Raw genomic sequence first — 26,051 nt, 5'->3', positions numbered from 1 at the left:
ATCAGAGCGCGGGATGGCGTGTGTGCCAGTCGGTGGCGCGCTGGAACGCGTCGCCGGCGCGGACGAGACCCGCTTCATCGAAGTGGCGACCGACGAACTGGAAGGCGACAGGACCACCGCCGGGGGCGAAGCCGCCCGGAAGCGTGATGGTCGGGCTTCCGGTCATGTCGAACGGGCAGGTAAAGCGCAGCAATCCGGCAATCAGCGACGCGTCTTCGCCGAGCGCGGCCATCTTGGCGAGCGTGGGGGCCGCGAAAGCCTGGGCTGGCACGGCAATGAAGTCGACAGTCTCGAACAGGATCCGCACCGCGCCGCGAAACGCTTCGCGCCGCAGCACGATCTTCTGATAATCGGCGCCGGATTGCGCAAGGCCAAGGTCGAGCAGTCCCGCAAGTCCGGGGCCATATTCGTCCTTGCGCGACGGATAGGTCGCCTCGTGCGCAACCGCCGCCTCGATGCCGCAAAGCGGGAACCAGTCATCGATGACGGCCTTGGAGTCCGGGAAGGTGATCTCGGTGATCTTCGCACCAAGCTCTGCCGCAGCCCGCAAACCTTCGCTCAAGACCTTGCTTGCGGCCTCGTCGGTGCCTTCGCTGGTCCAGCGCCGATCGACGCCGATCGTAATGCCGCGCAGATTGCCCGGCAGGCCCGCGAGATAGTCCGGCACAGGTAACGGCACCGCGGTGGTGTCCTTGGCATCCTTGCCTGCGATCACGCCGAGCATTGCACCGCAATCGACCGCATTGCGCGCCATCGGCCCGATATGATCCAGCGTTGCCGCGAGTTCGTATGCCCCATAGCGGCTGACCCGCCCCCAGGTCGGCTTCAGCCCCGTGATGCCGTTGGCCGCCGAAGGAAACCTGATCGATCCACCAGTGTCGGTTCCAAGAGATCCGAAGCAGAGGCCGGCCGCCGTCGCCGAACCCGAACCGCTCGAGGAGGCGCCTGTCCACAATTCTGCGTTCCACGGATTCTTCGGCGGATCGATTTTTGGGTGGTGATCGGCGTAGGCGCCTTCGGTCTGCTGCAACTTTCCGAGAATGATCGCGCCTGCATCCTTCAGGCGCGCGACGACCGTGGCATCCTCGTCGGGGCGGAAGCCGCGATGGATGGTCATGCCATGCGCGGCCGGTGCACCCTTGACCCAACACAGGTCCTTGATCGCCACCGGCACGCCGTGCAGTGGCCCTTTGATCCTGCCAACCGCGATTTCCTTTTCGGCAACAGCCGCCTCCGCAAGCGCGGAATCAGCCATGACATAGACGTAGCTTTTGAGCTTGCCATCGAGCCGCTCGATCCGACCGAGCATCGCCTTCGTCACCTCAACCGGTGACAACTTCTTTGCGTGTATCTGCTGTCCGACCTCAACCAACCCGAGGTAACAAAGATCTGTCGCTGGCATGGCCTGTCGTCCCTCGCCCGTCGCGTCCCGCACATCCACGGCCCGGCTACCGTGCATGCGTCACCGGCTTGGCGACACGCATGCATCGCCAACTTCTTTTGCGGCAAAAGAAAAAAAGCCACCCGCCCCTCAGAATGAGGTGACGAATGGCTCTGATGCCGCGGCTATGATCTATCGCATGGACCCTGGGTCGAACGGAGCACCGAAAGCAGGGATCGGGACGTCATCGGCCCGATCGAAGCAAGCAAGGTTCGACAGGAAGCCCTGTGGGAGAAAGTCTAGGTTCCTGCCCTGCACATTGTCAACGAGAGAGGATGCACAAATTTCGCAGGCCCCATGCGCAGCAAATAAGCAAGACTTCCTGCACTGGCATCGGCGATGATAACTTCCTCAAGGCGTCGCTCCGTCGAAAGTCATCAATGACCAAGCCATCGGTTCCAGTTGGCATCATATGTTCCCAGTCCGGGCCGTACCACGCCATGGGGCGCGAGATACTCAAGAGCGCCCTGATGGCGGTCGACGAGATCAACAGTCATCCTGATTTCGACTTCTCGCTCATGGCGCATGTCCGCGATCCCCACGGCGTCATTTCCGAATATCACACGGTTTGTGACGACCTTATTCGCAACACGGGCGTCGAGCACATCATCGGTTGCTACACGTCGGCATCGCGCAAGCAAGTGCTGCCGATCGTCGAACGCACCGATCGCCTGCTGTGGTATCCCGCGCGTTACGAAGGGTTCGAATGTTCCGACAATGTCATCTATGTCGGCGCGTCACCCAACCATAACGTCTTGCCGCTCGTGCGGTACATGCTCGACAATATATCACAGCAGGTTTTCTGTGTCGGATCCAACTATGTCTGGACATGGGAAACCAACCGCGTCACGCGCGAGCTGGTAACGGCAGCGCAAGGATGCATTCTTGCCGAACGGCTGCTCGAGCTTGGCGAGAGTGCGGTCGGGCATATCGTCGACGAAATCATCCGCCGCAAGCCGCCCGTCGTCTTCAACACGCTGGTCGGCAGTTCGAGCTATGATTTCATCCGCGCGTTTCACGCCGCCACCACTGCTGCCGGCCTCGAAATTCCGATGCTGAGCTGCAGCCTTTGCGAACCGGAACTCAAGATCGTCGGACCGGCATCTGCCGGATGTATCACGTCATCGGCCTATTTCGAGAGCATCGAACTGCCCGAGAACCGGGCTTTCGTCCAGCGCTGGAAAGCGCGCTACGGTGAAGCAAGCAGCCCCTCCGTCGACGGGCAATCCGCCTATGTCGCGGTCTACCTGCTGGCGCGCGCGCTCAGTCGGGCTGGCACCTCCAGCATCGGTGAAGTGCGGCGTGCGGCCGCAGGCTATCGTTACAACTCACCGCAAGGGCCGGTCTGGATCGACGGTGACAACAACCATTGCGTCCTTACGCCGCGGCTGGCCGTCTCCAACGCGCAAGGACAGTTTGATCTCTTCTGGGAAGCAGACGCGCCGGTCAAGCCGGATCCCTATTTGACGCAGCTCGATGTCGCCGCCGGACGTGCTCGCGAAACATCAAGGGCCGACGCTTCGCCGATTGCGCCTCACTTGCGGGTGGTGAAATGAGCAAGCCTTCTTCATTCTCCCTCCGCGGGCGCAGAGCGCTGGTCGCCGTCAAGGACGAACGTGACCTGTCGATCGTCAGGCGACAGTTCGAACGCCTGGGTATCGACATCTTCACGTGGGAAACAGGTGACGCCCTCGAATGCCGCCCGGACGTGGCGCTGATCGACGATGAATTCCTGCCGCTCGCCTCACCCGCGCAACGGGCCTTGCCTGAACGATGCCCCGTCATCGCCCTGCTGGGCACGGAAACGCCTAGCCGGCTGAAGCTGGTGCTGGAACTCGATCCGGCGTCGTTCCTCGTCAAACCGCTGCGCTCTGCGGGCATCTACGCCGCGCTGGTCCTGGCGTTCGAGCGAACCGAACGCACCAACGAGCTGAAGCAACAGGTCGTCAAGCTGGAAGAACGCCTTCGCTCGCGTCGGGTCGTGCTCGCTGCCGTCCTTCAAGTGATGCACTCGCACGCCGTCGCCGAACCCGCCGCTTTTGCGCTGATCCGGCGAGCCGCCATGGAGCAGCGCAAGACAATCGAGCAGATGTCGGCCGAGATCGCGGCAAACGGCAGCCTACCCCGCGCGACCGGATAGGTTCGTCAGTCGCTGGATTTGGGGGAACGTTCCGTCCCGGTCACGAGTGTCACGTCGCCGTCGATCATGGGCCTGGCTCGAAGAAGCGCGCGACGGCCTCGGAATTGTTGTGTCGATCCATCGCCGGTTGGTCCAGGTAACGCTCGTAGGCCGTGAACACGCGCGGGTCCGTTGCATCCTGCGACACGTAGTACCCGATCGTCGCCGGCTCATTTGCCCGCACGCTGCTGACAACATCGAGCAGCGCCTCAAGCATGGCAGCCTCGCACCCCTTCTTGACCCGGATAATCGCGGTAATCGTCAACATGTCGTTCTCCTGACTCTACCAATGATCGGTGTGGCGCGGTCAACCTCCAGCCCGCGCGCGGTAAGGATGGATGCGCAATGTCCCGAAGTCCTCAGATGGCCCATTCCGAGCAGTCCGCTGCGCGCCTACATGCTCGCTCGAGTATTTCTAGTTCAGCCCCCTCAACACCCGCAAGGCTGTTCTCGATGAGCGATCATGCCAATGGGTCCGGTCTACAGCTGAAACTGGGTTTCTTGCGCAGGAAGCGGCCGTTTCTGATATAATTCCATTCTGTCAGCCGCCGCCAAACTTGGACGGATCATCATAGGCAGGAGGGTCGTCGTGGTCGGTCCGCAGACCGCCCGGAACGGAGTCGTCGCGATAGATGCGCACCCCATTCGGCGTGGTGTGGCTCGGGATCACAGCTTGGTTGGGAGGAACGACCACATGTCGCGATTTGGCATGGTGCTCTCTTGCGGCGGCGTTCGCAGAGCCACTGAGAGCGATCAAAAGGCATAATGCCAAGACAGAACGCATTACATTTTCTCCAATCTACCAGCGCCGCTTGCGTGCCGCGCGGGCATCATCGTCGTAGCCGGTAGCCGCCGGTCGGTTGCTCAAATCGGGGGTGATTGTGGCTGCCAAAGACGATCCCGGCTCCATAGCTTCACACCAAGTGCAGCGCGCGCCTGGCGTCACGCGGGACTTATTGCCGGGGCGAGATCCAAGGAGACGATTTTCCGCGGCCGGCCAGGCCTGAACCTGCGCGCTCCATTCTTGCATAAGCATTGCTTGCTGCATAAGCGTTGACGGCACCGCCGGGTAGCTCCAGTCCCATTCTGCCGGCAGGAGTTAACGCACCTCCATTCAGCACATCCCGATTCGGGAACATCGCTTGAAACGCTCCGGGTTCTGAGATTGCGGCTTGTGCAAGTGCCGGGGTTATCGAAACTGTCGAAAGCAGAGCTACCGCGACGAGCGCTGTGAGTCTGGCCATAGTGTTCTCCATTTTCTTCTCTGCGCGGGAATTCGCGCTGGCGCCCTCGGATGCTCCCTCCAGATTTTTGATCCTTATTGGCATCGACAGATGCTCAGGCTCTTGTCGAGCTGCTCGTCGAGTTTGCGCTGCTCGGCATCGAATGCCGACATTTTCTGCTGCTCGATTTGCTCAGGGACAGAACCCGGCGAAAACTGACGCGCGCGCGGTTGCAGATGACCTATCGGCGCTTGGGGCACCGGAGCTGCCGCGTTTACCAGCGGCCGGGCATATCCAACTGGGTTGGAGATGACGACAGTACAGACCACGGCCGTCATGGCAGGAAGACGTAACGACATTGATCACTCCCTCAATTATGCGCTCGGCCAATAATCGAGAAGTGGCCTTGCTGCGCATGAAGTGGCTCGGGAGTAGATAGGCCAGACAATCTCTTATTCCCATTAAATACGAATTCATTGTTGGCTTCGTCGATTGCCATCATCGACAGCAAGGGTCATCCGCAAGGCGTCGCGTACTGCAATGACGCCGTCCGTGTCGAACCGTTCGTTGAGGGGGAACGTCCACTTCGCGTAGCTAATATACGCTAAAGAACAATATTGTCGGCGCTTGAAAGCGCGGCACCCTACGATCGAATCTGGGCGCCAGGGCGGCCCGAAGGTCTGCCCTGGCGCCCGCCGCATTTCAATTCAGTACGGCCCGGGTTCGCAGGGGATGTTGCCACCGGTCCAGGGCTCCGTAGCAAACGCGCCGACGCGCGGCGCCGGAATGCAGGCCTGGCCATCAACATACGGAGCGGCGGCAGGATCGCTCACATTGACGCTCTCGGTGACATGCCGTCTGGACGTATGGTTGTCGCGAGCCATGGCAGGTGTTGCGAGCATTGCGGCAGCAATCATTCCAGCAGACAAGAGCTTGATCGTGGTCATTCGACTTCTCCATTGCGTGTAAAGGAAGCCAAAGACGTTTGGCTTCCACACTCGCGATGTAGGTAGCTATGAGATATCCTTAAACGGCACGCTCGCTCACGATCATTCAATGCGTCGTGAGGCGAACACTGACGCACGACGATTGCAAAATCGTTCCAAGAAATTGCACGGCTATCGCAACGAGGAGAATGAATTTTTTTATAGTCGATTTCGTCGTTGCCGCGCTCCACAATGAAGATTGGGGCAAGACAAAATGAACTGGACTCATGAAGACTATTCGGAACATCGCGATTGCCTCGACAATCGCATTTTCAACACTGGTATTTGCCGCGGTCACGGCATCGGTGGCGGAGGCCGGGCCGATCGTTCCGCCAGGTCACTATTGCCTCTCATATGATGAGGGCGGGACTGATTGCAGCTTTACGAGCTATTCGCAATGTCTCGCAACCGCTTCCGGTCTTGACGCGGAATGCTACGGCAAGAACTTTCGCGACGACGATGCCGACGACTTGCGGGCTACTCAGCACCCAAACTCTCATGGCTACTGACTGAGGTGCGCACGGAGATTCAGCATTGTCTCGCGGACCGTGACTATGCTGCTGCCCGGATCAACCCGGTTGATCGGGGCAGGCAATCTCCACCTGGCAACATGGCCCGGAATGGATCGTGAGGCGGAAGCCGTGTAGCTTTACAATCGCAGCGACCAGATTAAGACCAAGGCCGACACCCGGCGTATTTCGTATCTTGTCGGAGCGATAGAATCGCCTCAACACGGCCTCGCGTTCGTGTTCGCTGATACCGCTGCCGGTATCGGTGACGCGAATAACGGGCTCGCTGCCGTCGCGAACCAGCTTGATACTCACCTTTCCGCCTTCCGGCGTAAATTTGATGGCGTTATCGACCAGATTGGCGACCGCCTCGATCAGCAAGTCGCGGTCGCCACGCACGGTGAGAGGCCGCTCCACTTCGACCTGCAAGGCGATGTCCTTGTTCTCGGCGATCGGCTCATAAATGTCATGTACCTCGCGCAGCATGTCGTGCAGGTTGACGTCGCCAAAACCCGCGGACCGCCGGCTATTTTCGATCTCGGCCAGGCGCAACAGGGCGGTTATGATCGTCAGCGACTGGTCGATGCCGGCGATGGCCTTGTCAGCCACCGCCTGAAGCTGCTCCAGCGATGTTGCGTTGGTACGCCCGCGTTCAAGAACAAGGCGGGCTCGCGTCAACGGAGTCCGCAAGTCATGGGCAATATCGTTACCGACCCCGGCCAATGCATGGATCATCGTTTCCATTTCATCGAGCATGCCATTGACGATAATCGCAAGCTTCGAGAACGGCTCGTCGACCGTACGGTGCGGCAGCCGCTCGCGCAGATCTCCGGCGATGATGCGCCGAACCCGTTGATTGACCTCCTCGACGCGCTTCTGCGCTCGCACGCTAAGCCATGCGCCGGCGAGCAGGCAGAGGCAAAATCCGGGTAGCAGGCCGAGCGCAAGCGCCTGGCCGACGACACGGGAAATTTCCCTGGTCTCATCGACATTTCGTCCGATCACCAGCACGTCGCCGTTGCGCATCCGTCGCGCAATCGCGCGCACAGTCTGATGTTCCCGGCCGCCTCGATCGATCCTGATGACATCAACGCCTTGTGGCGGCGCATCGATCGTGAGTCCGGCGGGCAGACTCTCCAGATTGCCCGTGATCCGGCGACCATCGGCAGCAAAGATCGTTGCGAGCTGCACGCCGCGGGGATCCTGCCTCAAGCGCTCGTCGATCGCTTCGAGCCGCCGCTCAGGCGTCAGCCCGGCAATCCCGTCTATCTGCGCTGATATCACGCGGTCGGACCGCGCGATCAGATAGTCATCGATCGTCCAGTAGATGAATCCAAACAATGCCAGGATGAAGGCGGCAAGCACGCCTGCCACCATCAGCGTCCAGCGGAACGTATTCGAGCGCGCGAACTGCAAGTTAAGCATCGGATTTCCGTCGCCCGAGGTTCTCAGCCGATACCAATATAGGCCGCTATCGACAGCGCATCACCCCGGGGCGAACGGTCGATCGCCTCAGGACACAGCCTTAAGAATGAAGCCCGCGCCACGCACGTTGTGGATCATCGGCGCATCACCGGACCCATCTACCTTGTGACGCAGGCGCCCCATATGCACGTCCACAAGATTGGTCGCGGGAACGAACTTGTAGTTCCAGACCTCTTCCAACAGCATGGCTCGCGTGAGCAATTGATCGGCGCGCCGCATCATGTACTCCAGCAGGCGAAATTCACGCGGCAGCAATTCGATCGTACGATCGCCGCGTTTTGCGGTACGTTCGATCAGGTCGATCTCCAGCGTCCCGACCTTGAGCGTGGTCTCGCGTGATTCCGCAGGCCGACGCAGCAACGCTTCCATTCGGGCGACAAGTTCGACAATCGCGAACGGCTTCGTCAGGTAATCGTCGCCCCCCATTCGCAGCCCCCGGACGCGGTCGTCGACCGCGCCCAGCGCACTCAACACCAGAACGGGGGTGCGGACCTGTTCTTTTCTCAGTGTCTCGATGACAGTCAGGCCATCCATTCCAGGCAGCAGCCGGTCGATGATCATGGCGTCGGGCTGCGACGAGCGTGCCTTGTCGAGACCCTCGATACCGTTGGCTGACCATTCAACGTCAAAACCGCGATCAGCCAGTTCGGCTTTGATTTCCTCGGCCGTTTCAGCGTCGTCTTCGATTAGGAGCACTTTTGCCATATGCCGCTTCTCGATTGCCGCAAAGCCATGCGCGTCCGGCAAGCCGGGAGTCGGACGTCTGCGGACCGCTATCAATGCCATAAGGTCAACCACCTGCAATGCCAAGACTCTTGCCTGGAATTGGGTTTCCCGCCGGAGAGCTACCTAGGAGCCGGACGGCACCGCCAGCCCCACCGGGGGAATGAGGCGTGGCGTGCGCCGTCCGCTCTGCGGCCGAGACACCCCCTGGGACAAGCGAGGTGTAGCCGCTGAGGGTGGATATAGCCGCGAAAAACCGGCCGCACCATTAAATAGGATTTTATGACCGGCCTGCCGGATGCGGCTGTTGCTTGCATCATTCTGGCTGAGGTCAGGATACCTGTGTCACCTGGAGCTTGGCGCGCACCTTGCCGCCTTCAGCCAAATCGACAGCGGGATTGAGGATGACCTGATCGCCCGGCTTGACACCGCTGTTGACCTCGACCTGCTGCCCGAGGTCGCGCACCACCGTCACCTTGCGCAGATGCACAACGCCATTCTCGACCACCGCAACCTGCAGCCCGCCTTTGTTGAAGATGACGGCGTCGGCAGAGACCGTGAAGCTTGGCGTCTTGCGCGGAATATGCAGTTCGATCGTGCAGTAGATCCCGGGGGCCAGCGCCCCGTCGGGATTGGGGATATCGATTTCGGTGAGCAGGGTCCGAGAGCCGGGCTGCAACGCATCGGCTATCCGCGTCACCTTGCCAGGAAAGGTGCGATCCGGGATCTCGGGTACATGCACGACGGCGTCGATTCCCGGTCGCAGCCCAAAGGCTTCGTCCTGCGGGACGAAGACCTGGGTCCGGATGACATTGCCTTGCATGATGGTGAACATGAAGGTGCCGCTGGTCGCGTCCGCCTGTACCAGGCTTCCGATATCGATATTGCGCTGGGTAATCACCCCATCGAATGGGGCGACGACGCGCTGATAAAGCTTCTGCTGTTGCAACACCTGCAGCTGGGCCTGCTCTGCCACCACATTGGCCTGTGCAACGGAGACGCCGGCCTCCTGCGCCTTCAGGGTTTGAATGTCGGTAGTGCCCTGCTGCGCGGTCAGCCAGCCCTGCTTCACCAGCGGACCGTCACGATCCCAGGTCACCTTGGCGAGTTCGCGGTTCGCCTCCGCCTGCTGCAAGGCTGCCTTGAACTGCCCGAGCGTCGCCTCGGCTTGGGCAATCTGGTGGTCGAGTTCGGGTGCCACGATTTCGGCCAGTAACTGGCCCGCCTTCACCCGGTCGCCGATATCGACTTCGCGTTTGTCGACATAACCGCTGGCGCGGGCAAAGATATTGGCAACCGAGAAAGCCGATGTGGTCGCCGGCAGACTGACAATCTCCGTGCCGGTGCTGGCTTGCACCGCCGCAACACGAACCTGCGGAACAAAGTCCAGACTTTGCTTCGCCGTCGTAACCACCTGGCGCTGCTGCTCGTAATGGTTCCACGCTCCGGAAGCGAGCGCTATTGTCAGAACGAAGCCGAGCCCGGCGCCCGAAAGCCGACCAACCCATCGTCTATTGCCGGGCGTTAGACGTGCGGGTCCGGTCTCACGCCCGGTCTCCGGCGGCTCAATATCCAAAGGACGATTGAAGTTCATTCCAGCACCTCGTCAAATACCCCGTGATGTATCTTGCCGTCGTTGCCTTTGCGCAGCATGGCGAAGAGGTACGGCACGACCAGCAGCGTCGTCGGTGTTGCGAACAGCAACCCGCCGATCACCGCGCGCGCCAAAGCCGCGTTCTGCTCTTCTCCCGGCGCACCGATGGCCATCGGAATCATACCGACGATCATGGCGGCCGCGGTCATCAGCACCGGCCGAATCCGCGTATGTCCGGCCTCGATGGCCGCCTCGAACGCCGTCTTGCCGGCAAGCTGTTGCTCGCGGGCAAACGTCACCAGCAGAACGGAATTTGCCGACGCGACGCCGACTGCCATGATCGCGCCCATCAAGGACGGCACGTTGAGCGTGGTCCCGGTGATGAACAGCATTGTGAGGATTCCGCACAACGTCGCCGGCAACGCCAGGATAACGACGAAGGGGTCGCCGAAATTCTGATAGTTCACGACCATCAACAGATAGACAAACACCGCCGCGAACAACAGCCCGATGCCGAGATCAAGAAACGCACCGTTCATGCTCTGGATCTGGCCAATCACCTGGATGGTGTTTCCAGGCTTGAGTTGCTTCTGCAGATCCGTCACGATGTTACTGATCTGGCTGGCTACACCGCCGAGATCACGGCCCTGGACGCTCGCATAGACTTCATAGACCGGCTGGACGTTGGCCTGATTGCTGTTGGTGGGGACGCTGCCGCGCCTGAACGTCGTCACGTTGCTGAGCAGGCCCGGCACGGGGACGTCGGTCAAGGATGACGAAATCCCGGTGGAAACCGGCGTATTGCGCAGATCATTCAGCGAACTGATCCTGTTCTCTGGTGTCTGTACCGCGAGATAATACGGAATTCCCGATTTGGGATCGGTCCAGAAGTTCGGTGTCACCTGCTCGGACGAACTCAGGCTGACATTGACGTTGGTCGCGATGGTATTCGCGTTGAGCCCAAGCTGAGCTGCGCGCGTGCGATCGATATCGGCATAGAATGCCGGCGCATCGACTTCCTGCTGCAGATGCGCATCCGCGATCCCTGGTATGGCCGCGATTCTGCGACGCAGTTCGTTCGCGACGCGGAGATTGTTGTCCTTGTCGTAGCCCACGGTGCGAACGTCGATTTGCGCCGGCAGACCAAAATTGAGGATCTGGGTGACAATGTCTGCCGCCTGGAAATAGAACGTGTCTTCGGGGAACGCAGCAGGCAGCGCCGCCCTCAGCTTGCGCACATATTCGCTGGTCGGCCTGTGACCCTCCTTCAGCGATACCAGAATAACGCCGTCATTGACGCCGATGGTCGAACCATCGGTGAACGCCAGATTGTAGGCCCGCGCCGGCAGTCCGATATTGTCCACAATCAGATCGCGCTGGTCTTCAGGTATGATTTCACGAATCTTTTCCTCGACCTCCTGAAAGGTCCTTTCCGTGACCTCGATCCGCGTTCCGGCGGGCGCACGCACATGAAGCTGTATCTGTCCGCCGTCAATGGCCGGAAAGAAATCGCGGCCAACGAGCGGAAATGTGACGACTCCAAGCCCAAGCAGCAGCAACATGAATACCGGAACGATGTAACGATGCTTGATGAGTTCGGCGAGCGAACTTGAATACCGGTGGCGCATGGCTTCGAAGCTGCGCTCAAAAGCGGCATGGAAACGGGCAAATAGGCCAGCCTTTGTCGCGTCCGCCGGTCCGTGATTCTCGCCCTTGAGCAACAAGCCGATGACGATCGGCGTCAGCGTTCGAGACAGACCATAGGACGCCAGCATTGCGAATACCACCGCAAGGCCCAGCGGCGTAAACAGATACTTTGCCGGACCTTCGAGGAACACCACCGACGTAAAGACGCAGCTGATGGCCAGCGTCGACACCAGCGTTGGAATGGCGATACCGGCGGCGCCGTGCAGCGTGGCCAGCGGCAGAGGCATCCCCTCTTCGGTAAGCAGGCGATGGGTGTTCTCGATCGTGACCGTGGAATCGTCCACCAGGATACCGACCGCCAGCGCAAGCCCGCCGAGCGTCATCGTATTCAACGTCTCGCCGAGGAAGTACAGCACGACAAGTGAAGTCAGGATCGAAAGCGGAATCGAGATCATGACAACCAGTGTCGAACGCCATGATCCCAGGAATAGCAGAATCATCAACGCCGTGAGGCCGGCCGCGATCGCGCCCTCGCGCAAGACGCCGGCAACCGACTGCTTCACGAATACCGACTGGTCGAACAACTCGTTAATCTGCATGCCCGGAGGTGCTGCGGCGCGCGCTGTCTGCAACGCATTATGCACGGCATTGACGACGCTGAGCGTCGATGCATTGCCGTTCTTGATGATGCTGAGCAGCACGGAGTGGCGGCCGTTCTGCCGAACCAGGTTTTGCTGCACCAACCAGCCGTCATGAACCTGGCCGACGTCCTTTACGAAGATCGTGGCCCCGTTGACGACCTTGATCGGAATATTGTTGAGATCATCGATGGTCGCGGGCGTCGCGTTGGTCCGGACGGCATATTGCTTGTCCCCGAACTTTGCCGCGCCCGCCGGCAGCGTCAGGTTCTGCGTGTTGACGGCATTGACGACATCAAGCGGCGTAAGCCCCTTGGCGAGCAGCTTCGAGGGGTCCAGATCGACCATGATCTGGCGATATTTCCCACCCGTGGGTGTCGGGAGCGTGATGCCCGGTATCGGCGCCAGTTGCTGGCGGATCCGGTAGATTCCGTAATCGTAGAGCTGCTGCTCATTGAGCGTGTCGGAACTCAAGCTGATCTGCAACACCGGCACGCTCGAGGCATTGAATTGCACCACCAGAGGGGCCTGGATGCCTGGCGGCAATAATGCACGAATGGCGTTGGTTGCCGAGACAATCTGGGCAATCGCGAGGTCGAGATTAACGTCCGGCTGAAAGTAAATCTTCTGCACCGAAAGCCCGGCCAGCGTCTGCGCCTCAATGTTCTTGATGCCATTGACGTTCGAGCTGATGGCGTACTGGCTGTAAGTGGTGACGCGCTGCTCCATCTCCGGCGTGCTAAGTCCGGTATAGCTCCAGATCACCGTCACCACGGGGATATTGATTTCCGGAAAGACGTCGGTCGGCATCTCCCGGCATGCGACGACACCCAGAAACAGGATCAGCGCGGCGACCACATAAAACGTGTGCGGAAATCTCAGGGCGAAGCGAACAATACCCATCCATTCATCCTCAGCTACGTGCCGGCTGGGCCTGGGTCGCTCGGCCGGCTCTGCTTGTTTATTTCAATAACGCAGTTGCGACCAACGTCTTGGTCACCACAGGGAGATCACACGTTTGCGAACAAAAGGACGCGAGAGTGCACTCATCTCATCTTCGCACAGACAAGCTCACGCGGCCGTGAATTGCCGCATGCCTGCTCGCGCGTTTCCAGAGTGACTTTTCTTCTCGGAAGATTTGCCCAAAAACGACATTCCTGACACGCAGATACCCATCAGGAACATTTCGAACATGGCGGCTGGGTGCCCTGTTCTCAATTAAAAACGCGTTTAGTGTCGCGTAATCACCTTCGTGTCGCTAGTACGTCACCGAGGAATAAGGCGTCTCACGCAAAATCGCACGATGATTATATCGCGGTAGCACCAATCCATGAGATTAACCTCGGCATTCTCGGATACCGAGGTCATCTCGTGGCCGCCGAGCCTGTCGGATTACCGTTGACGATCGTGATCGGAATCCACTCTGCGACGGTCTATCAACCGCACACCTGAACAGGTTGCCGGCGCCAACCATGCGCGGTGTGCACGCGGCGTTGAACGACATAGCAACCATCGCTTTCAGCGAAAGAATCGCTCGATGCATACGGATATGCGTACGGATAACCGTAGCCATAGCCGTCGCTGTAGTCGTCATAATAGTACGGATTGTAGAATCCATAGCCTAGGCCCGTGCCGAACGCGAAGCGGCTTCCAAAGCCGCGACCATGAAATCCTTGGCCGTGGAATCCACCGCCTCGAAAGCCGCCGAAGCTGCTCCCGGCGTGGAAGCCCCCGGCCAGATTGCCACCATGGAAGCCGCCGCCTCCGAAGCCTCCACCGCCGTGGAAACCGCCACCGCCCATGCCGCCCCCGTGGCCACCACCGCCTCCACCACGCGCCAGGGCCATGGTTGGAGAAGCCAGGCCAATGGACATGACTGCCAATAACGCGATCGCTGTTTTATGCAACATCAACATTCTCCGTCAGAGATACAGCTCCCAGCGGGACTTGTGACCTGGAAATGGGAAACGCATCGAGCAAACGCCACCAGCTGCGACGCGTCCGCCGCTCAACTCTGCGCGAGCCTTGTCGGCCAAGAAGGCCGTGGTTGCTTCGACTAGTTCATTCACCGGGGATTGCCGAGCCAGCGCTGAGCTTTTCTAAAACTGAATTTAGTGGCATCGGCGGACTGCGAACCTAAACTTCGCGCGCATCAATCAACGAGTTGCGCAGAACCGGCCGACGCCAACGAGGAGTTTCGATATGAAAAAGCTTTCCGTTCTTTGCATCGCCCTTTGCTTTGGCCTTTCAACCACCGCGGCGTTTGCCCGCGGCGGCATGGGAGGAGCGCATGGCATGGGATCGTCTCATATGTCCATGATGGGCGGCGGCGCCCTCGGCACCACCGCTGCCGCGCCCGGCACCAACTCGTCTGGCACGGCACTTTCCTCAGATGGCGTGGGTCGCCCCATGCTTGACACCAAGCCCGCTATCGACCCTGAAGATGCGAAGATCGACAAGAGGATAAATTCGATCTGCCGGGGATGTTGATGCTTCTGGGGCTGAGGCGTTGCCACTGACCTTGAGGACCGTCAAATTGATTGAAGCAGTCGCGCCACCAACGCAAAGCATTGTGAGGCGACAGAACGCGCAGCGATCCTACTTGCGCGAGCCCTACAGCGTCATTGCCCGGTCATCCACCTTGCCCGCCGTGATGATCTAGGGCGACGACGTCACCCAAGCGTGTGCTGGCGCGGCAGGATGGCCCGACGGTGCTGGTGGGTCATTCCTTCTCCGGGATGATCGTCACGGAATAACTCATTGAAAAACCTCAACTGTCGGTCCAGTCCATCATGGGCGCCGTGGAGAATTTCCAGCATAACTCATTCATTTCATTGATCTATTTTGTCTCCACTCGATCCTGTAAGTGATTGGACCGACTGAGAAATCAAGCGCGACTAAACTTCCACAGATTGGATTTTCTTGGATCATACATGACCAGACTGGAAGCGAAAATTATCCAAATGCGCCCTCGGTGCACACATAGTGCACACGGAGGACCCGAGTGCACACGCATGTGCAGACCTTGAGTGCGTTAGCCTAGTAAGAGAACTCCCGCTCCAAGGGCCTGGGTGAGCGAAAGAACGCCGCGATCAAGCGCCCCAACGCAGCGTCGCCGTGTGCACGGGCGCATCCCACAAAGACTTCGCCTGGGCATCGAGCACCGATACGGTGACCGAGGCGCCGGCCATATCGAGGGCTTTGACATAGGAACCAGTCAGGAAACGCGTCGTCGTGATGCCCGCACCGTCGAGCGCAATTTCAAAGATCGTAATTACGCTGCCGATGGAGCTCAGCGGGCGCCTGGAACCTGGCGCGTAGCAAGAAACTCATCAAAGCTTTCGCCGCGCATCGACGCGTAGACCTCGAGATTACTCTCGCCTACCAGCCGCGCGAACTTTTCAAGTACGAAGAAATTCGCCCCGTACTGGATCAGTCCGAGCCAGTTGCGGTCGCGGACAAGCGTGGTCTCTTCCTCGGTCAGACCGGCCCGGAGGCAGGCCGCGGCTTCGTCCCGTTCGAATTCAGCGCGGCTTTCCGGTGTCTTCATGTTCCAGAAAAAGCGGTTCAGGCGGATGCAATCCGTGCCGGTTTTGATGTCGAAGGCATAGGTTCCGGCGATATCCTCGATGCCAGACAGTTGCGGATTATGCGAGACGCTCGCGTGCTGCTTCGGACCTTGATCGTTCTCCTCGAACACCAGCACCGTCATCGCCGTCGTGGTCGCCAGATAGTAATTCTGGTGAACCTTCCTGATGTCGTCGCTGAGTGCGCCGCGCATCGCCAGCCACATGATAACTTCGACGCTCTCGGCGCCGCCCAGGCGGATGTAATCGACGTGCTTCATTTTCGCGAGCGACATCGGATCCTTTTCGATCAGATCGATGAAACGCATGTCCCATTCGGTATCGTTATAACCGGTCCGCTCGCCATGTATCTGATGCGAAAGACCGCCAGTACCTACTACTACGACGGAGAGATCTTCGGGGTACGACTCTATCGCGCGCCGAAGCGCCTGACCCAGGCGGTAGCACCGCATCGCCGTCGGTAGCGGATACTGGACGACGTTGACCTGGATCGGGACGACGGAACCTGGCCAGCCGTCCTTGTGTGGCCAGAGCAAGGGTAGCGGCGAAAACACGCCATGATCAAGCGGGCGGTCCTGGAAGACCGACAGATCGAACTCGTCGTTGATCATGCTCTCGGCAATATGCCGCGCGAAGGCGGGATGCCCAGGTAATTTCGGCAGTGGGCGACGACCGGCACCCTCGTCGGCGACGTCGTAGCTTGGCGCGACACCAAGCGCGAACGTCGGATACAGATCATAGAAGAACGCATTTAGGTGATCGTTATAGAAGAACACCAGAACGTCGGGCTTTTTGTCCTGCAGCCATTTGAAAGCTGGCTCGAACCCCCTGAACAACGGCGCCCAGTCGGGGACGTCCTGCTTGTTCTTGTCGTAAGCGACGCCAATCGTCGGCACGTGGGACGCGCCGATGCCTCCAACAATCCTTGCCATCTACCGTTCCCTTCCCGCTGCAGCCGGCGCGTTATCCCGCGGCCGAAACACTATCCTTCGGCGCCGCACGTTCCAGGACGAGGTCATCGATCACCTCATGCATCGTCATGACGTCGCCAAAACTCTGAAATACCGTGGAGAAGCCGATGTTGTGGTCCTCGATGAAGCGAGCTGCGTTGGCATCGGAAACCATGACGACGCGAAAGTCGAGCATCATGGCGTCGCGCGCCGACGTCTCGCAGCACATATTCGTCAGCATGCCCGCGATGACGACATTCTTGATACCTTCGGCGGTAAGCTTTTCAGGAAGGTCTGAAGCGGTCGGCATAAAGGCGCTGAACCGCGACTTGTTCGCAAAAATATCCGCCGGCTGCACATCAAGCGCGGGATACAGTTGGTGTCCGTCCGCGCCCTCGGTGAGGTTATCGCGATGACGTGTGGCGTTTTCCTGGGTGAAGAAATAATCATGGTAGAGCGGCCACAGGCTCCTTCCATTCTCGCCGGCCGTCATTTTGACCCATGCAACATGCCCACCCCGTGCGCGAAACGTCGCGGCGAGCTTGTTGATATTCGGCACGATCGCAACTGCGGGCGGGACATCGGAGACGTAGAATTTCTGCATATCGATCACCACGAGCGCGGTTTCGCGCGGCTCAAAGCCGTCGAACACGCGCAGGCGGCCGCGCTTCTTCATCACCCGGTCGATGACGTAAGGCGGCATTTCGTAGGGCGCGAGTAATGTCATCGGATGATCTAACCTAGGAGCAAATCGGTTATGTCTCGGTTCGTGCTGGCCGCAAAATTACCTTGTCATACAGCCCTGCCTAGCGACATTTCTTGGTGGATGATATCTAAATTCATTATACCGTGATATCACGACGGGCACCCCCGCGAGGCTCAGGCAGTTGTGTTGAACATCAGAAATCTTCGGTCCTTCGTGGCCGTGGCTCGCTCCGGCAGCGTGATCAAATCGAGCAGGCTGGTTCGGCGCGCGCAATCCGCCGTGACACGCTCGATCAAGGAGCTGGAAACGGATGTCGGTGTCCTGCTGTTCGAGCGGAGATCAAAGGGAATGCTGCTGACGGAATTCGGTCGCGCTTTGCTGACCCGGATTGAACACGCCTTTTTCGAGATGGAAACAGCACGAACGTCCTTCAGAATCGCATCGCTGTCGGCAAATCTAATCGAAAAGGCTCCGATCTTTACATTGTCGATCAGCCGGCAGCGACTGCTCGTCTTTGCCGAACTGGTCGAGCAGCACCACATGGGCGCCGTGGCCGACTGCCTTGGAATTTCCCAGCCAGCAGCAAGTCAATCGCTGCGCGAGATCGAAACAAGCGTCGGCAGCAAGCTGTTCATCCGCGGGCCGGGCGGTATGCAACCCACTCCATTGGGTGCCCTGCTCGGCATGCACATCCGGCGGGCCCTCGCCGAAATTCGCGCCGGCGAGGCCGAAATCCAGTCGCTTCGCGGCGCCATCACCGGCAGGGTTGCAATTGGCTCATTGTCGCTCGGCCGGACCAGACTGCTCCCCAAGGCCATCATCCAACTTTCCAATGACTATCCCGACCTCACGGTCACGACGGTTGAAGGCGCCTTCGAGCATCTGGCTATGCGATTGCGGGCCGGTGACATCGATTTCATTCTCGGCGCATTGCGTCCTCCCGAACACACGATCGGTCTGACGCGTGAGGTCGTGACTCACGACGTGTTGTCGCTCGTTGCCGGCAAGTCGCATCCCCTCGCCCGAAAGCGGAGAGTGACATTTGGCGACCTTGCCTCAGCCGACTGGGTCCTCCCGCCGCACGGTGCTCCGACAAGGGAACTGCTTGAAAATGCGTTGAGGAGCCACGGGCTCAACGAGCCCCGCGTGGTGGTGGAGACGGCGGACCTTGCCATCACGCGGGGACTCCTGATGGGAAGCAACATGCTGACCGCTGTATCCGCGCACCTATTCCATGACGAGATTGCCGCCAAGACCCTGGTCGTACTCCCGTTGGCTCTCCCGGAGACCGGCCGGGCCATCGGGATCCTGCAGCGTTCCTCAAGCAGCCCTTCGCTCGCAGCGCAATTGCTGATGGCCAACATCAGAATGATCGGGCAGCTCTGACGACCGCAGGCCTCACCTCAGAGTACTGGCAGCGGCGTGCCGACATACTGTTCGGCGATGGTGGTCTGGCCTGCCCGAGATCCAAGGATGTATTCGAGCTCGGTCAGCTGCAAGTTTCGATCGAACGCCGAATGCTCCGGAAACTTGTGTAGCAAGCCAGTCAGCATCGTCGAAAATCGGACGGTCTTCCAAACGCGGTCGAGACACTTCTCGGAATAGCCGTTGAGCCGATCGCTGTTTCCAGTTCGGTAGAATTCGATCAGCGCTGCCGCCATGACGCGGGCGTCTGCGACCGCCAGATTGAGGCCCTTGGCACCTGCCGGAGGCGTGATGTGTACCGCATCGCCAGCGAGAAGCAGTCGCCCGTATTGCATCGGCGATGCGACGAACGAACGCAGTCGAGCAATATCGCGTTGAAATATTTCGCCTTCGGCAATTTCGGTCCGGCCTTCGTCGAACATACGCGCGTGCAGCTCATCCCAAAAGCGATCGTCGGACCATGCCTTATGATCGTCATTGGCATCGATCTGCAAATACAATCGGGATACTGCGTTCGAGCGCCGGCTGCACAGCGCGAAGCCGCGATCACTGTTCGTATAGGTCATGTCGGAAATCGGCTTTGATCGCGACAGCACGCCAAGCCAGGCGAAATCGTAAACCCGCTCGTAGCTGATGATATGCCCGGGAGGCGCCGCGGACCGACTCACGCCATGAAATCCATCGCAACCGGCGATGTAGTCACACTCCAGACTCTGATCCCGACCGCCATGGCTAAAGCGAATTTTTGCCCGATCACCGTCAAGATCAGAAAGCCCGGACACCTTAGCCTCAAACAGTATCGGCTGCGACGCTTCCAATCTCGCCTCGATCAGGTCTTTGACGACCTCCTGCTGGCCGTAGATCATGACCCGCTTGCCGGTCAACGCGGGCAGATCAAGGTGAATGCTCTTCCCGCGAAAGCGAATATCAAGGCCTTCATCGACCATGCCCTCGCGCCTCATCCGCGCGTCAAGACCCAGCATTTCCAACGTCTCGACTGTGCCCGGCTCGAGGACACCCGCCCGCACACGTCCCTCGACATATGAGCGGCTCTGCGCTTCAACGACAACACATTCGATGCCGGCGCGGTGCAAGAGGTGGGACAGGAAGAGCCCGGCAGGCCCGGCGCCTATAATTCCAACTTGAGTTCGCATATTCAGGATTCTCGCACCTTGACCACCAACCCTTTCGGTCCGCGCAGATTTGTTCGAGAGGAAGGATCACAAAAGGCATCAGCCGATCATGATGACGGATGCCCCGGACGGTCCTGCATAAATGTCTTCAATCAATTTCGCGCGATGCTCCAGCACAGCACGTTGGTTGACCGATCCCTTGTCGGTGACTTCGCCGCGATCGATCGACAGCGGCGTGTCGAGCAGCACAACACGGGTGATCCTCGTCGATGAGCCCGTCGAGCTGGCCAGGAAGTTGACCAGCCGCTCGCGAAACGCATCGCGGATCAGGGGATCGGAGGCCGTCGCGGCAATGTCGTCGGTCGGAAGCGCTGGATTGATGCGGCGGCAGCCGTCGATATCCAGGATGACGAGGGCCGCAATTTCATCTCGGTTGATGCCGGCGATCACCACATCGCGTACCAACGGCGCGAAAGTCGCGACGAACCGCGCCCGCAGCGGGCCGACGCTGACCCATGTGCCACTGGCGAGTTTGAAGTCCTCGGAAATGCGACCATCGAAATCGAATCCGGCACCGAGATCGTCGGGATCGACCGGCCTCAGCGCATCGCCGAGCCTGTAGAACCCCTCCTCGTCAAACGCCTTGGCGGTTAGTTCCGGCTCACGCCAATAGCCCGGTGTGATGTTCGGCCCCCTGGCGCGAACCTCCAGCTTGCCGTTGTTCGGCACCAGCTTTGCTTCATTGCCGGACACCGGCAGGCCGACATGACCGGCGCGGCTGGTCTGCGGCGTCACCGACATGAAGACCGGCGCGGTTTCGGTGGAGCCGAGGCCGGTCAACATCGGCACCCGGGCGCCAGTCTCCCGTACTGCGATCTCGTCAAGACCGTTCCAGACATGAGGCGACAGCGCCGCCCCGCTGAAGAACATCGCTTGCAGGCGGCTGAAGAACGTCTTTCGCAACACGGCGTCATCGCGCAGATAGGGCAGCAACGATTCATACCCCTTCGGTACGTTGAAATACACCGTCGGCGCGATCTCGCGCAAATTCCGGATGGTCTGCGCAATACCCGACGGCGTCGGCTTGCCGTCGTCGAGATACATCGACCCGCCGTTAAACAGTGTCAGCCCAATATTATGGTTGCCACCGAAGGTGTGATTCCACGGCAGCCAGTCGATGATGACGGGCGGTTCCTCCTTCAGGAACGCCAATGTTTTGCTCAGCATCACCTGATTGGCGCAGAGCATGCGTTGGGTATTGATCACGGCTTTCGGATTACCGGTCGAACCTGATGTCAGCAGAAACTTCGCGATGGTGTCTGGTCCAATGGCTTCGTGCACGGCATCGAGACGACTTTGCTCGGAAGTTGACATCAGGTCGGACAGCATCGTCACGCCCCGCCCTTGCACGGCGCCGCGCGTGGCGACGATCTCAACGCCATTCGGGACACTGGCGCGTATTGCATCCGAGAACACGGTAGCGTCGTCCGCGAAGACCAAGCCCGGCCTCAGCAGCTTCATCAGGTAGTTGAGCTTGCCGAAATCCCGGGAGATCAGCGAATATGCCGGCGACACCGGACAGAAAGCAATGCCGGCATAGAGCGCTCCGAATGACATCAACGCGTGGTCGATGGAATTGCCGGACAGAATGACGATCGGTTTCTCCGCTGCCAGCTCACGCGAAAGCAGCGCCGAGGCGATGCGCCGGCAGGAAGACAGCATCTGCGCGTAGGTCACTTCCCGCCAGGCACCGTCACCATCGCGCTCCGCCATGAACACCCGATCTGGCGCATTCTTCGCCCAATAATGCAAGCTATCGGTAAGGCGAAGTGGATAATCACCGAGTGCCATCATTGGCCGAAGATAAATGACGCCATCGTTACCGCTATCGATCGTGACCGATGTCCGGCCGAAGGAAATCTCCCGCAGCGGATAATCGTCCAAACGTATCGATTTTTCGCTTTTTGCAACCAGCTCAGACATGGTGTTCAGATTCGCCTTTCAGTCCGGGCAGAACTAGTCGCTTCTCGACCGAGAAACGCTCGCTGAGCTATACTTCAAGCCATTCCTTGCGCACGCCGGCATTCGCACTCAACTGCTCGGCGGTTCCTTCAAAGACTACCCGGCCGTGCCCCATCACATAGACCCGCTGGCTTATCTTTAATGCGATGGTCAATTTTTGTTCGACGAGCAGAACCGCGATGCCGCGCGACGCAATCCGTTCGAGCAGATTGCCGACATGATCGATCATCGCCGGCGAAAGACCCTCGGTCGGCTCGTCGACCATTACAAGGTCGGGGTCTCCCATAAGCGTACGACAAATTGTCAACATCTGCTGTTCGCCGCCCGAAAGCACATCAGCCCGCGTATCGGCTCGCTCGGCCAGGCGCGGGAAAATATCGAACATGTCTTGTATCGACCAGCGGTCGCATTTGTTGGCTTGCTTCTGCCCGAGGTAAAGGTTGTCCCGGACCGTCAGACCCGGAAAAATATCCCGGTTTTCCGGAACATAGCCTAAGCCTAGCCGCGCGACCTGGTGCGGCTTCAATCCGACAATCTGTTGATTCTTGAAACGAATTGAGCCGTGCGACTGAACCGCTCCCATGATCGCCTTGAGCGCCGTCGAGCGACCGACCCCATTGCGTCCCATCAATGCGACAATCTCTCCGTCGCAGACATCAAACGAAACGCCCTGCAGAATATGGCTTTTGCCGTATTTTGCGTGCATGTCCCGAATCTGTAGTATCGCGTCACTCATCACCGTCCTCCGCGTTGACGGCGCGTCCGAGATACGCTTCCTGCACAGCTTTGTTCTTGCGGATGTTTTCCGGTGTGTCGGTGGCAATGATCTGACCATGAACCAGCACTGAAATACGATCGGCCAGTTCGAACACGACACCCATATCGTGCTCGACCATGATCAGCGTGCGGCCAACACTGATCTTGCGTATCATCGCTACGAAATGCGCCGTTTCAATCCGGCTCATTCCAGCGGTCGGCTCGTCCAGCAACACAACGCCGGCGCCGCCAGCTATCGTGATGCCGATCTCCAGCGAACGCTGCTCTGCATAGGACAACGTACCGGCCTCATCGTCGCGCCGATGTGCAAGGCCGATTTCACGCATGATAAATTCGATACGTTGATTGACCTCATCCAGCCGCCGCATATTGTGCCAGAACGAATAGCGATAGCCCGCATGCCAAAGCACCCCACACACCAAATTGTCGAAAACACTGAGATTCGAATAGAAATTGGTGACCTGGAAGGACCGAGAAAGACCGCGTCGATTGATTTGAGACGGTCCCAGTCCGGCAATGTCCTGTCCGAGCAGAGTGATCCTGCCCTGACTGACCTTGAAGCGGCCCGAAATCAAGTTGAACAGGGTCGACTTGCCCGCACCGTTTGGACCAATGATCGCATGGCGCTCACCCGCTCTCACGTCCAGCGACAGGTCGCTAATGATCTGCGCCGCACCGAAGTTCTTGCTCACACCCTGCAACGATAGCGCAATCATCGCCCGACCTGATTCGACGGTTCGTGCGCCAGTAATACGAACGCCTTAGAAACGCGCGAAGCCCAAAGCCGACCAAACCAGAGCCCGGCAAGCAGCAGCAGCAGGGCAGCACCCCAGACGATCGGGTTGCCGGCGCTGTATTCCGTGCCCAGAAAATGCACCGTCGAACTACTGTTACTTGCCCACTGATTGCGCGCCATTCCGACTAGACCGGCCGCTCCAGCAACCCCGAGTGTCATCGGCAGCAACATGACGGCATAGTACGGTAGCATTCTATGCAGCCGCGAACGATGCACCAACGGAGCATGTAACATGACCACACCTGCCAGGCCGCCCGGCGCGAAAACGACGACGGCGACGAAAAGCAATCCGAAATACAACATCCAGGCGTCGGTGAGATCACTCAAAAAGATCTGCAGAAATACAACCAGGATGGCGCCAAGGATTGGGCCTATGAAGTGATCGACACCGCCGACGAAGGTCATCAAAAGGACGGTGCCGGATTGCCTGGCAGAGATGCTGGCCACGGTCATCAACTCGAAATTGATGGCGGCGAGACTACCCGCGATCCCTGCAAAGAAGCTGGATAGGCAAAATACCAAAAACCGCACCGTCGCGGCGGAGTACCCGTTGAACTCAGTCCGTTCGGGGTTGATGCGCACAGCCATTGACATGCGGCCCAGCGGTGTACGCGTAAACGAAAACATCAGCGCCGCACAAACGAAGCACCAGGCTGCGATCAGATAGTAAGTCTCGAGCTGCGAACCAAAACGTAGCCCGAAGAATGCCGGCAGTGTGGTGCGGTTGGTTGCGATCCCCTCTTCGCCACCGAAAAATGTGGGTAAAATTGGTGAAGCGGATGCAACCAGTTCACCCAGACCAAGGGTGATCATGGCAAAGGCAGTACCAGCTCGACGCGTCGACACGCTGCCAAAGATGACGCCGAACATCAGGCCCGTGACACCGCCAACAAATGGAACCAGCGGCAGCGGGATCGCGAGAGTGCTGCTCCCGAACCCGTTCATAACGTGAACTGTGAAGAATCCCCCCAGACCATAATAGACAGCATGGCCGAAGCTCAGCAATCCGGTTTGACCGAGCAGCATGTTGTAGCTGAGGGAAAAGACAATCATGATGCCCATGAGGGACATTGTGGTCAACGCAGTGCCAGAGGACCAAATCCCTGGAAGCAACGCGAGAATCACCGCGGTGACGATCCACGCGCTGTATCGTTTGGTTATATCGGACATCGAAATTGACGAAGTCTGCGCTTCGGTGCGCGCCTCTGAGCTCATGTCTCTCTAGCTCCCATCAAGCCGGTCGGCCGGAAGATCAAGACCAGAACCAGCATCAGGTAGGGAATTAGGGGCCCAACCTGGGCCACAGGCACCGAATAAATATCGCGCAAGACGCCATGCGTGGGTCGACCGACACCGATGCCGGCGAGTGCGTCGCCAAGGGAGTAGTCAATGGAGACGGCAAACGTTTGAACGAGACCAATTATCAGCGACGCTATAAAGGCGCCCGGCAGCGACCCCAGGCCACCAAGCACAACGACAACAAAGAGAATTGGGCCCAACGTATTCGCCATACTCGGTTGAGTGATTAGCAGGGGGCCAGCGACGACGCCCGCAAGACCGGCAAGGCCGCACCCCGCGCCGAAGACGAGCATGAACACTTTTGGAACATCGTGGCCCAGCATCGAAACCATTTGAGGATGGGTCAGCGCAGCCCGAATAATGAGGCCCAATCGCGAACGCGTGAGGACGAGGAACAGCAAAAGGAAAATGCCCAATGCCATCAAGAGCATGAACACGCGAAAAGCCGGATAGGTGATTCCAAGCACTTCAAACGCGTGAAAGTTGAGCGCGGCAGGTACGCGATAGTCCACGGGCAGTTTGCCCCAGACCATCTGCACGAATTCTTCGATGACGATTGCGAGCCCGAAAGTGAAGAGCAGTTCGGCCCCATGCCCCCTCGTTTGGACAGCTCGCAGACCCCATCGCTCGACCACGGCGCCCAAGCCGCCTACCAACACCGGAGCGACAAGCAACGCAACCCAGAAACCAGCCACTTGGCTGATCTGAAAACCCAAATAGGCGCCCAACATATAGAAGCTCGCATGTGCAAAATTCAGCACGCCCATTATTGAGAAAATCAAAGTCAAGCCGCTGGCCAACAGGAAGAGCAGCATCCCGTAAAGTATGCCGTTCAGGGTCGACAGGATTACCAGTTGAAGCAACGGTACCTCTCCGCTTTGAATCGCAACATCATTGGTCAGCTTGCACTCCTGAAGAGATCAGAGAATGC

General features: G+C 59.0%; 23 protein-coding genes and 2 pseudogenes. 6 read left to right on the top strand and 19 right to left on the bottom strand.

Translation table 11 applies throughout. The features are described 5' to 3' along the window. Position 1: 1 nt before the first annotated feature. On the bottom strand, positions 2-1,402 hold the full coding sequence (locus tag JQ629_RS17835) for an amidase (protein ID WP_212413771.1): 1,401 nt from the start codon (positions 1,400-1,402) through the stop codon (positions 2-4). Positions 1,403-1,821: 419 nt separating this feature from the next. On the opposite strand from JQ629_RS17835, the gene JQ629_RS17830 reads away from it, so the two are divergent. Beyond that, positions 1,822-2,997: a transporter substrate-binding domain-containing protein gene (locus JQ629_RS17830; protein WP_212413770.1), complete on the top strand. Its 1,176-nt coding sequence runs from the start codon at positions 1,822-1,824 to the stop codon at positions 2,995-2,997. Further along, the gene (locus tag JQ629_RS17825; protein WP_212413769.1) at positions 2,994-3,581 is read left to right on the top strand and encodes an ANTAR domain-containing response regulator; all 588 of its coding nucleotides are present in this window, start codon (positions 2,994-2,996) and stop codon (positions 3,579-3,581) included. The genes JQ629_RS17830 and JQ629_RS17825 overlap by 4 nt, the downstream gene beginning before the upstream one ends. A 64-nt stretch (positions 3,582-3,645) precedes the next feature. Here the strand turns inward: JQ629_RS17825 and JQ629_RS17820 are convergent, their stop codons facing one another. The 4 genes from JQ629_RS17820 to JQ629_RS17805 all read right to left on the bottom strand — a co-directional run bounded on the left by JQ629_RS17820 (position 3,646) and on the right by JQ629_RS17805 (position 5,790). Next, entirely contained in the window at positions 3,646-3,888 is a 243-nt protein-coding gene (locus tag JQ629_RS17820) for a putative quinol monooxygenase (protein WP_349631283.1), read from the bottom strand. 273 nt (positions 3,889-4,161) lie between these two features. Next, positions 4,162-4,404, bottom strand: a complete 243-nt coding sequence (locus JQ629_RS17815) for a hypothetical protein (RefSeq protein WP_212413768.1) — start codon at positions 4,402-4,404, stop codon at positions 4,162-4,164. 534 nt (positions 4,405-4,938) lie between these two features. Next, positions 4,939-5,202, bottom strand: a complete 264-nt coding sequence (locus JQ629_RS17810) for a hypothetical protein (protein ID WP_212413767.1) — start codon at positions 5,200-5,202, stop codon at positions 4,939-4,941. A gap of 348 nt (positions 5,203-5,550) precedes the next feature. After that, positions 5,551-5,790, bottom strand: a complete 240-nt coding sequence (locus JQ629_RS17805) for a hypothetical protein (RefSeq protein ID WP_212413766.1) — start codon at positions 5,788-5,790, stop codon at positions 5,551-5,553. Between the two features lie 266 nt (positions 5,791-6,056). Between JQ629_RS17805 and JQ629_RS37915 the strand changes: the two genes are divergently transcribed. Beyond that, complete coding sequence (locus tag JQ629_RS37915; RefSeq protein WP_212413765.1) at positions 6,057-6,338, top strand: DUF3551 domain-containing protein; 282 nt, start codon at positions 6,057-6,059, stop codon at positions 6,336-6,338. A gap of 60 nt (positions 6,339-6,398) precedes the next feature. On the opposite strand, the gene JQ629_RS17795 is transcribed toward JQ629_RS37915, so the two are convergent. The 5 genes from JQ629_RS17795 to JQ629_RS17775 all read right to left on the bottom strand — a co-directional run bounded on the left by JQ629_RS17795 (position 6,399) and on the right by JQ629_RS17775 (position 14,335). Beyond that, positions 6,399-7,763, bottom strand: a complete 1,365-nt coding sequence (locus JQ629_RS17795) for an ATP-binding protein (RefSeq protein ID WP_212413764.1) — start codon at positions 7,761-7,763, stop codon at positions 6,399-6,401. A gap of 87 nt (positions 7,764-7,850) precedes the next feature. Continuing rightward, on the bottom strand, positions 7,851-8,528 hold the full coding sequence (locus JQ629_RS17790) for a response regulator transcription factor (RefSeq protein WP_212413831.1): 678 nt from the start codon (positions 8,526-8,528) through the stop codon (positions 7,851-7,853). A gap of 349 nt (positions 8,529-8,877) precedes the next feature. Next, on the bottom strand, positions 8,878-10,140 hold the full coding sequence (locus JQ629_RS17785) for an efflux RND transporter periplasmic adaptor subunit (RefSeq protein ID WP_212413763.1): 1,263 nt from the start codon (positions 10,138-10,140) through the stop codon (positions 8,878-8,880). Continuing rightward, positions 10,137-13,328, bottom strand: coding sequence for an efflux RND transporter permease subunit (locus JQ629_RS17780; protein WP_212413762.1), 3,192 nt, complete (start codon positions 13,326-13,328; stop codon positions 10,137-10,139). The genes JQ629_RS17785 and JQ629_RS17780 overlap by 4 nt, the downstream gene beginning before the upstream one ends. Positions 13,329-13,861: 533 nt before the next feature. Beyond that, complete coding sequence (locus tag JQ629_RS17775; RefSeq protein WP_212413761.1) at positions 13,862-14,335, bottom strand: hypothetical protein; 474 nt, start codon at positions 14,333-14,335, stop codon at positions 13,862-13,864. Between the two features lie 292 nt (positions 14,336-14,627). On the opposite strand from JQ629_RS17775, the gene JQ629_RS17770 reads away from it, so the two are divergent. Both JQ629_RS17770 and JQ629_RS17765 read left to right on the top strand, forming a co-directional pair. Beyond that, the gene (locus tag JQ629_RS17770; RefSeq protein ID WP_212413760.1) at positions 14,628-14,915 is read left to right on the top strand and encodes a hypothetical protein; all 288 of its coding nucleotides are present in this window, start codon (positions 14,628-14,630) and stop codon (positions 14,913-14,915) included. A gap of 173 nt (positions 14,916-15,088) precedes the next feature. Continuing rightward, positions 15,089-15,178, top strand: a pseudogene (locus JQ629_RS17765) (alpha/beta hydrolase); the annotation flags it as partial. Between the two features lie 339 nt (positions 15,179-15,517). Here JQ629_RS17765 and JQ629_RS17760 read toward each other — a convergent pair. The 3 genes and pseudogenes from JQ629_RS17760 to JQ629_RS17750 form a co-directional block, all read right to left on the bottom strand. Then, positions 15,518-15,706: pseudogene (locus tag JQ629_RS17760) on the bottom strand (dihydroxyacetone kinase subunit DhaK); the annotation flags it as partial. A gap of 11 nt (positions 15,707-15,717) precedes the next feature. After that, positions 15,718-16,944, bottom strand: a complete 1,227-nt coding sequence (locus JQ629_RS17755; RefSeq protein ID WP_212413759.1) for a gallate dioxygenase — start codon at positions 16,942-16,944, stop codon at positions 15,718-15,720. Between the two features lie 31 nt (positions 16,945-16,975). After that, on the bottom strand, positions 16,976-17,689 hold the full coding sequence (locus JQ629_RS17750; RefSeq protein WP_212413758.1) for a cysteine hydrolase family protein: 714 nt from the start codon (positions 17,687-17,689) through the stop codon (positions 16,976-16,978). 165 nt (positions 17,690-17,854) lie between these two features. Here JQ629_RS17750 and JQ629_RS17745 point away from each other — a divergent pair, with 165 nt between their 5' ends. Beyond that, entirely contained in the window at positions 17,855-19,054 is a 1,200-nt protein-coding gene (locus JQ629_RS17745; RefSeq protein ID WP_212413757.1) for a LysR family transcriptional regulator, read from the top strand. Positions 19,055-19,071: 17 nt separating this feature from the next. Here the strand turns inward: JQ629_RS17745 and JQ629_RS17740 are convergent, their stop codons facing one another. The 6 genes from JQ629_RS17740 to JQ629_RS17715 all read right to left on the bottom strand — a co-directional run bounded on the left by JQ629_RS17740 (position 19,072) and on the right by JQ629_RS17715 (position 25,983). After that, positions 19,072-20,247 carry a 4-hydroxybenzoate 3-monooxygenase gene (locus JQ629_RS17740; protein WP_212413756.1) on the bottom strand — a complete coding sequence of 392 codons (1,176 nt, stop codon included), beginning with the start codon at positions 20,245-20,247 and terminating at the stop codon, positions 19,072-19,074. Positions 20,248-20,325: 78 nt separating this feature from the next. Continuing rightward, positions 20,326-22,209 (bottom strand): feruloyl-CoA synthase, encoded by a 1,884-nt coding sequence (locus tag JQ629_RS17735; protein WP_212413755.1) that lies wholly within the window; start codon positions 22,207-22,209, stop codon positions 20,326-20,328. A gap of 67 nt (positions 22,210-22,276) precedes the next feature. Then, positions 22,277-22,984 carry an ABC transporter ATP-binding protein gene (locus tag JQ629_RS17730; protein ID WP_249135124.1) on the bottom strand — a complete coding sequence of 236 codons (708 nt, stop codon included), beginning with the start codon at positions 22,982-22,984 and terminating at the stop codon, positions 22,277-22,279. Continuing rightward, the gene (locus JQ629_RS17725; RefSeq protein ID WP_212413754.1) at positions 22,977-23,741 is read right to left on the bottom strand and encodes an ABC transporter ATP-binding protein; all 765 of its coding nucleotides are present in this window, start codon (positions 23,739-23,741) and stop codon (positions 22,977-22,979) included. Before JQ629_RS17725 ends, JQ629_RS17730 begins: the two co-directional genes overlap by 8 nt. Beyond that, a complete protein-coding gene (locus JQ629_RS17720; RefSeq protein WP_212413753.1) occupies positions 23,738-25,036 on the bottom strand; it encodes a branched-chain amino acid ABC transporter permease in 1,299 nt (432 codons plus the stop codon). Before JQ629_RS17720 ends, JQ629_RS17725 begins: the two co-directional genes overlap by 4 nt. After that, positions 25,033-25,983, bottom strand: a complete 951-nt coding sequence (locus JQ629_RS17715) for a branched-chain amino acid ABC transporter permease (RefSeq protein WP_212413752.1) — start codon at positions 25,981-25,983, stop codon at positions 25,033-25,035. The genes JQ629_RS17720 and JQ629_RS17715 overlap by 4 nt, the downstream gene beginning before the upstream one ends. Between the last annotated feature and the right edge of the window lie 68 nt (positions 25,984-26,051).

The organism is Bradyrhizobium sp. AUGA SZCCT0222, assembly GCF_018130205.1.
Lineage (GTDB): Bacteria > Pseudomonadota > Alphaproteobacteria > Rhizobiales > Xanthobacteraceae > Bradyrhizobium.
This window is presented reverse-complemented; position numbering and strand designations above follow the sequence as displayed.

What these genes read in the sequence shown, in the direction of transcription:
- JQ629_RS17820 (WP_349631283.1), bottom strand. Translation starts at nt 3,888, where the DNA reads ATGTTGACGATTACCGCGATTATCCGGGTCAAGAAGGGGTGCGAGGCT.
- JQ629_RS17835 (WP_212413771.1), bottom strand. Translation starts at nt 1,402, where the DNA reads ATGCCAGCGACAGATCTTTGTTACCTCGGGTTGGTTGAGGTCGGACAG.
- JQ629_RS17755 (WP_212413759.1), bottom strand. Translation starts at nt 16,944, where the DNA reads ATGGCAAGGATTGTTGGAGGCATCGGCGCGTCCCACGTGCCGACGATT.
- JQ629_RS37915 (WP_212413765.1), top strand. Translation starts at nt 6,057, where the DNA reads ATGAAGACTATTCGGAACATCGCGATTGCCTCGACAATCGCATTTTCA.
- JQ629_RS17735 (WP_212413755.1), bottom strand. Translation starts at nt 22,209, where the DNA reads ATGTCTGAGCTGGTTGCAAAAAGCGAAAAATCGATACGTTTGGACGAT.
- JQ629_RS17785 (WP_212413763.1), bottom strand. Translation starts at nt 10,140, where the DNA reads ATGAACTTCAATCGTCCTTTGGATATTGAGCCGCCGGAGACCGGGCGT.
- JQ629_RS17775 (WP_212413761.1), bottom strand. Translation starts at nt 14,335, where the DNA reads ATGTTGCATAAAACAGCGATCGCGTTATTGGCAGTCATGTCCATTGGC.
- JQ629_RS17805 (WP_212413766.1), bottom strand. Translation starts at nt 5,790, where the DNA reads ATGACCACGATCAAGCTCTTGTCTGCTGGAATGATTGCTGCCGCAATG.
- JQ629_RS17815 (WP_212413768.1), bottom strand. Translation starts at nt 4,404, where the DNA reads ATGCGTTCTGTCTTGGCATTATGCCTTTTGATCGCTCTCAGTGGCTCT.
- JQ629_RS17730 (WP_249135124.1), bottom strand. Translation starts at nt 22,984, where the DNA reads ATGAGTGACGCGATACTACAGATTCGGGACATGCACGCAAAATACGGC.
- JQ629_RS17790 (WP_212413831.1), bottom strand. Translation starts at nt 8,528, where the DNA reads ATGGCAAAAGTGCTCCTAATCGAAGACGACGCTGAAACGGCCGAGGAA.
- JQ629_RS17740 (WP_212413756.1), bottom strand. Translation starts at nt 20,247, where the DNA reads ATGCGAACTCAAGTTGGAATTATAGGCGCCGGGCCTGCCGGGCTCTTC.
- JQ629_RS17750 (WP_212413758.1), bottom strand. Translation starts at nt 17,689, where the DNA reads ATGACATTACTCGCGCCCTACGAAATGCCGCCTTACGTCATCGACCGG.
- JQ629_RS17780 (WP_212413762.1), bottom strand. Translation starts at nt 13,328, where the DNA reads ATGGGTATTGTTCGCTTCGCCCTGAGATTTCCGCACACGTTTTATGTG.
- JQ629_RS17720 (WP_212413753.1), bottom strand. Translation starts at nt 25,036, where the DNA reads ATGAGCTCAGAGGCGCGCACCGAAGCGCAGACTTCGTCAATTTCGATG.
- JQ629_RS17770 (WP_212413760.1), top strand. Translation starts at nt 14,628, where the DNA reads ATGAAAAAGCTTTCCGTTCTTTGCATCGCCCTTTGCTTTGGCCTTTCA.
- JQ629_RS17795 (WP_212413764.1), bottom strand. Translation starts at nt 7,763, where the DNA reads ATGCTTAACTTGCAGTTCGCGCGCTCGAATACGTTCCGCTGGACGCTG.
- JQ629_RS17810 (WP_212413767.1), bottom strand. Translation starts at nt 5,202, where the DNA reads ATGTCGTTACGTCTTCCTGCCATGACGGCCGTGGTCTGTACTGTCGTC.
- JQ629_RS17830 (WP_212413770.1), top strand. Translation starts at nt 1,822, where the DNA reads ATGACCAAGCCATCGGTTCCAGTTGGCATCATATGTTCCCAGTCCGGG.
- JQ629_RS17725 (WP_212413754.1), bottom strand. Translation starts at nt 23,741, where the DNA reads ATGATTGCGCTATCGTTGCAGGGTGTGAGCAAGAACTTCGGTGCGGCG.
- JQ629_RS17825 (WP_212413769.1), top strand. Translation starts at nt 2,994, where the DNA reads ATGAGCAAGCCTTCTTCATTCTCCCTCCGCGGGCGCAGAGCGCTGGTC.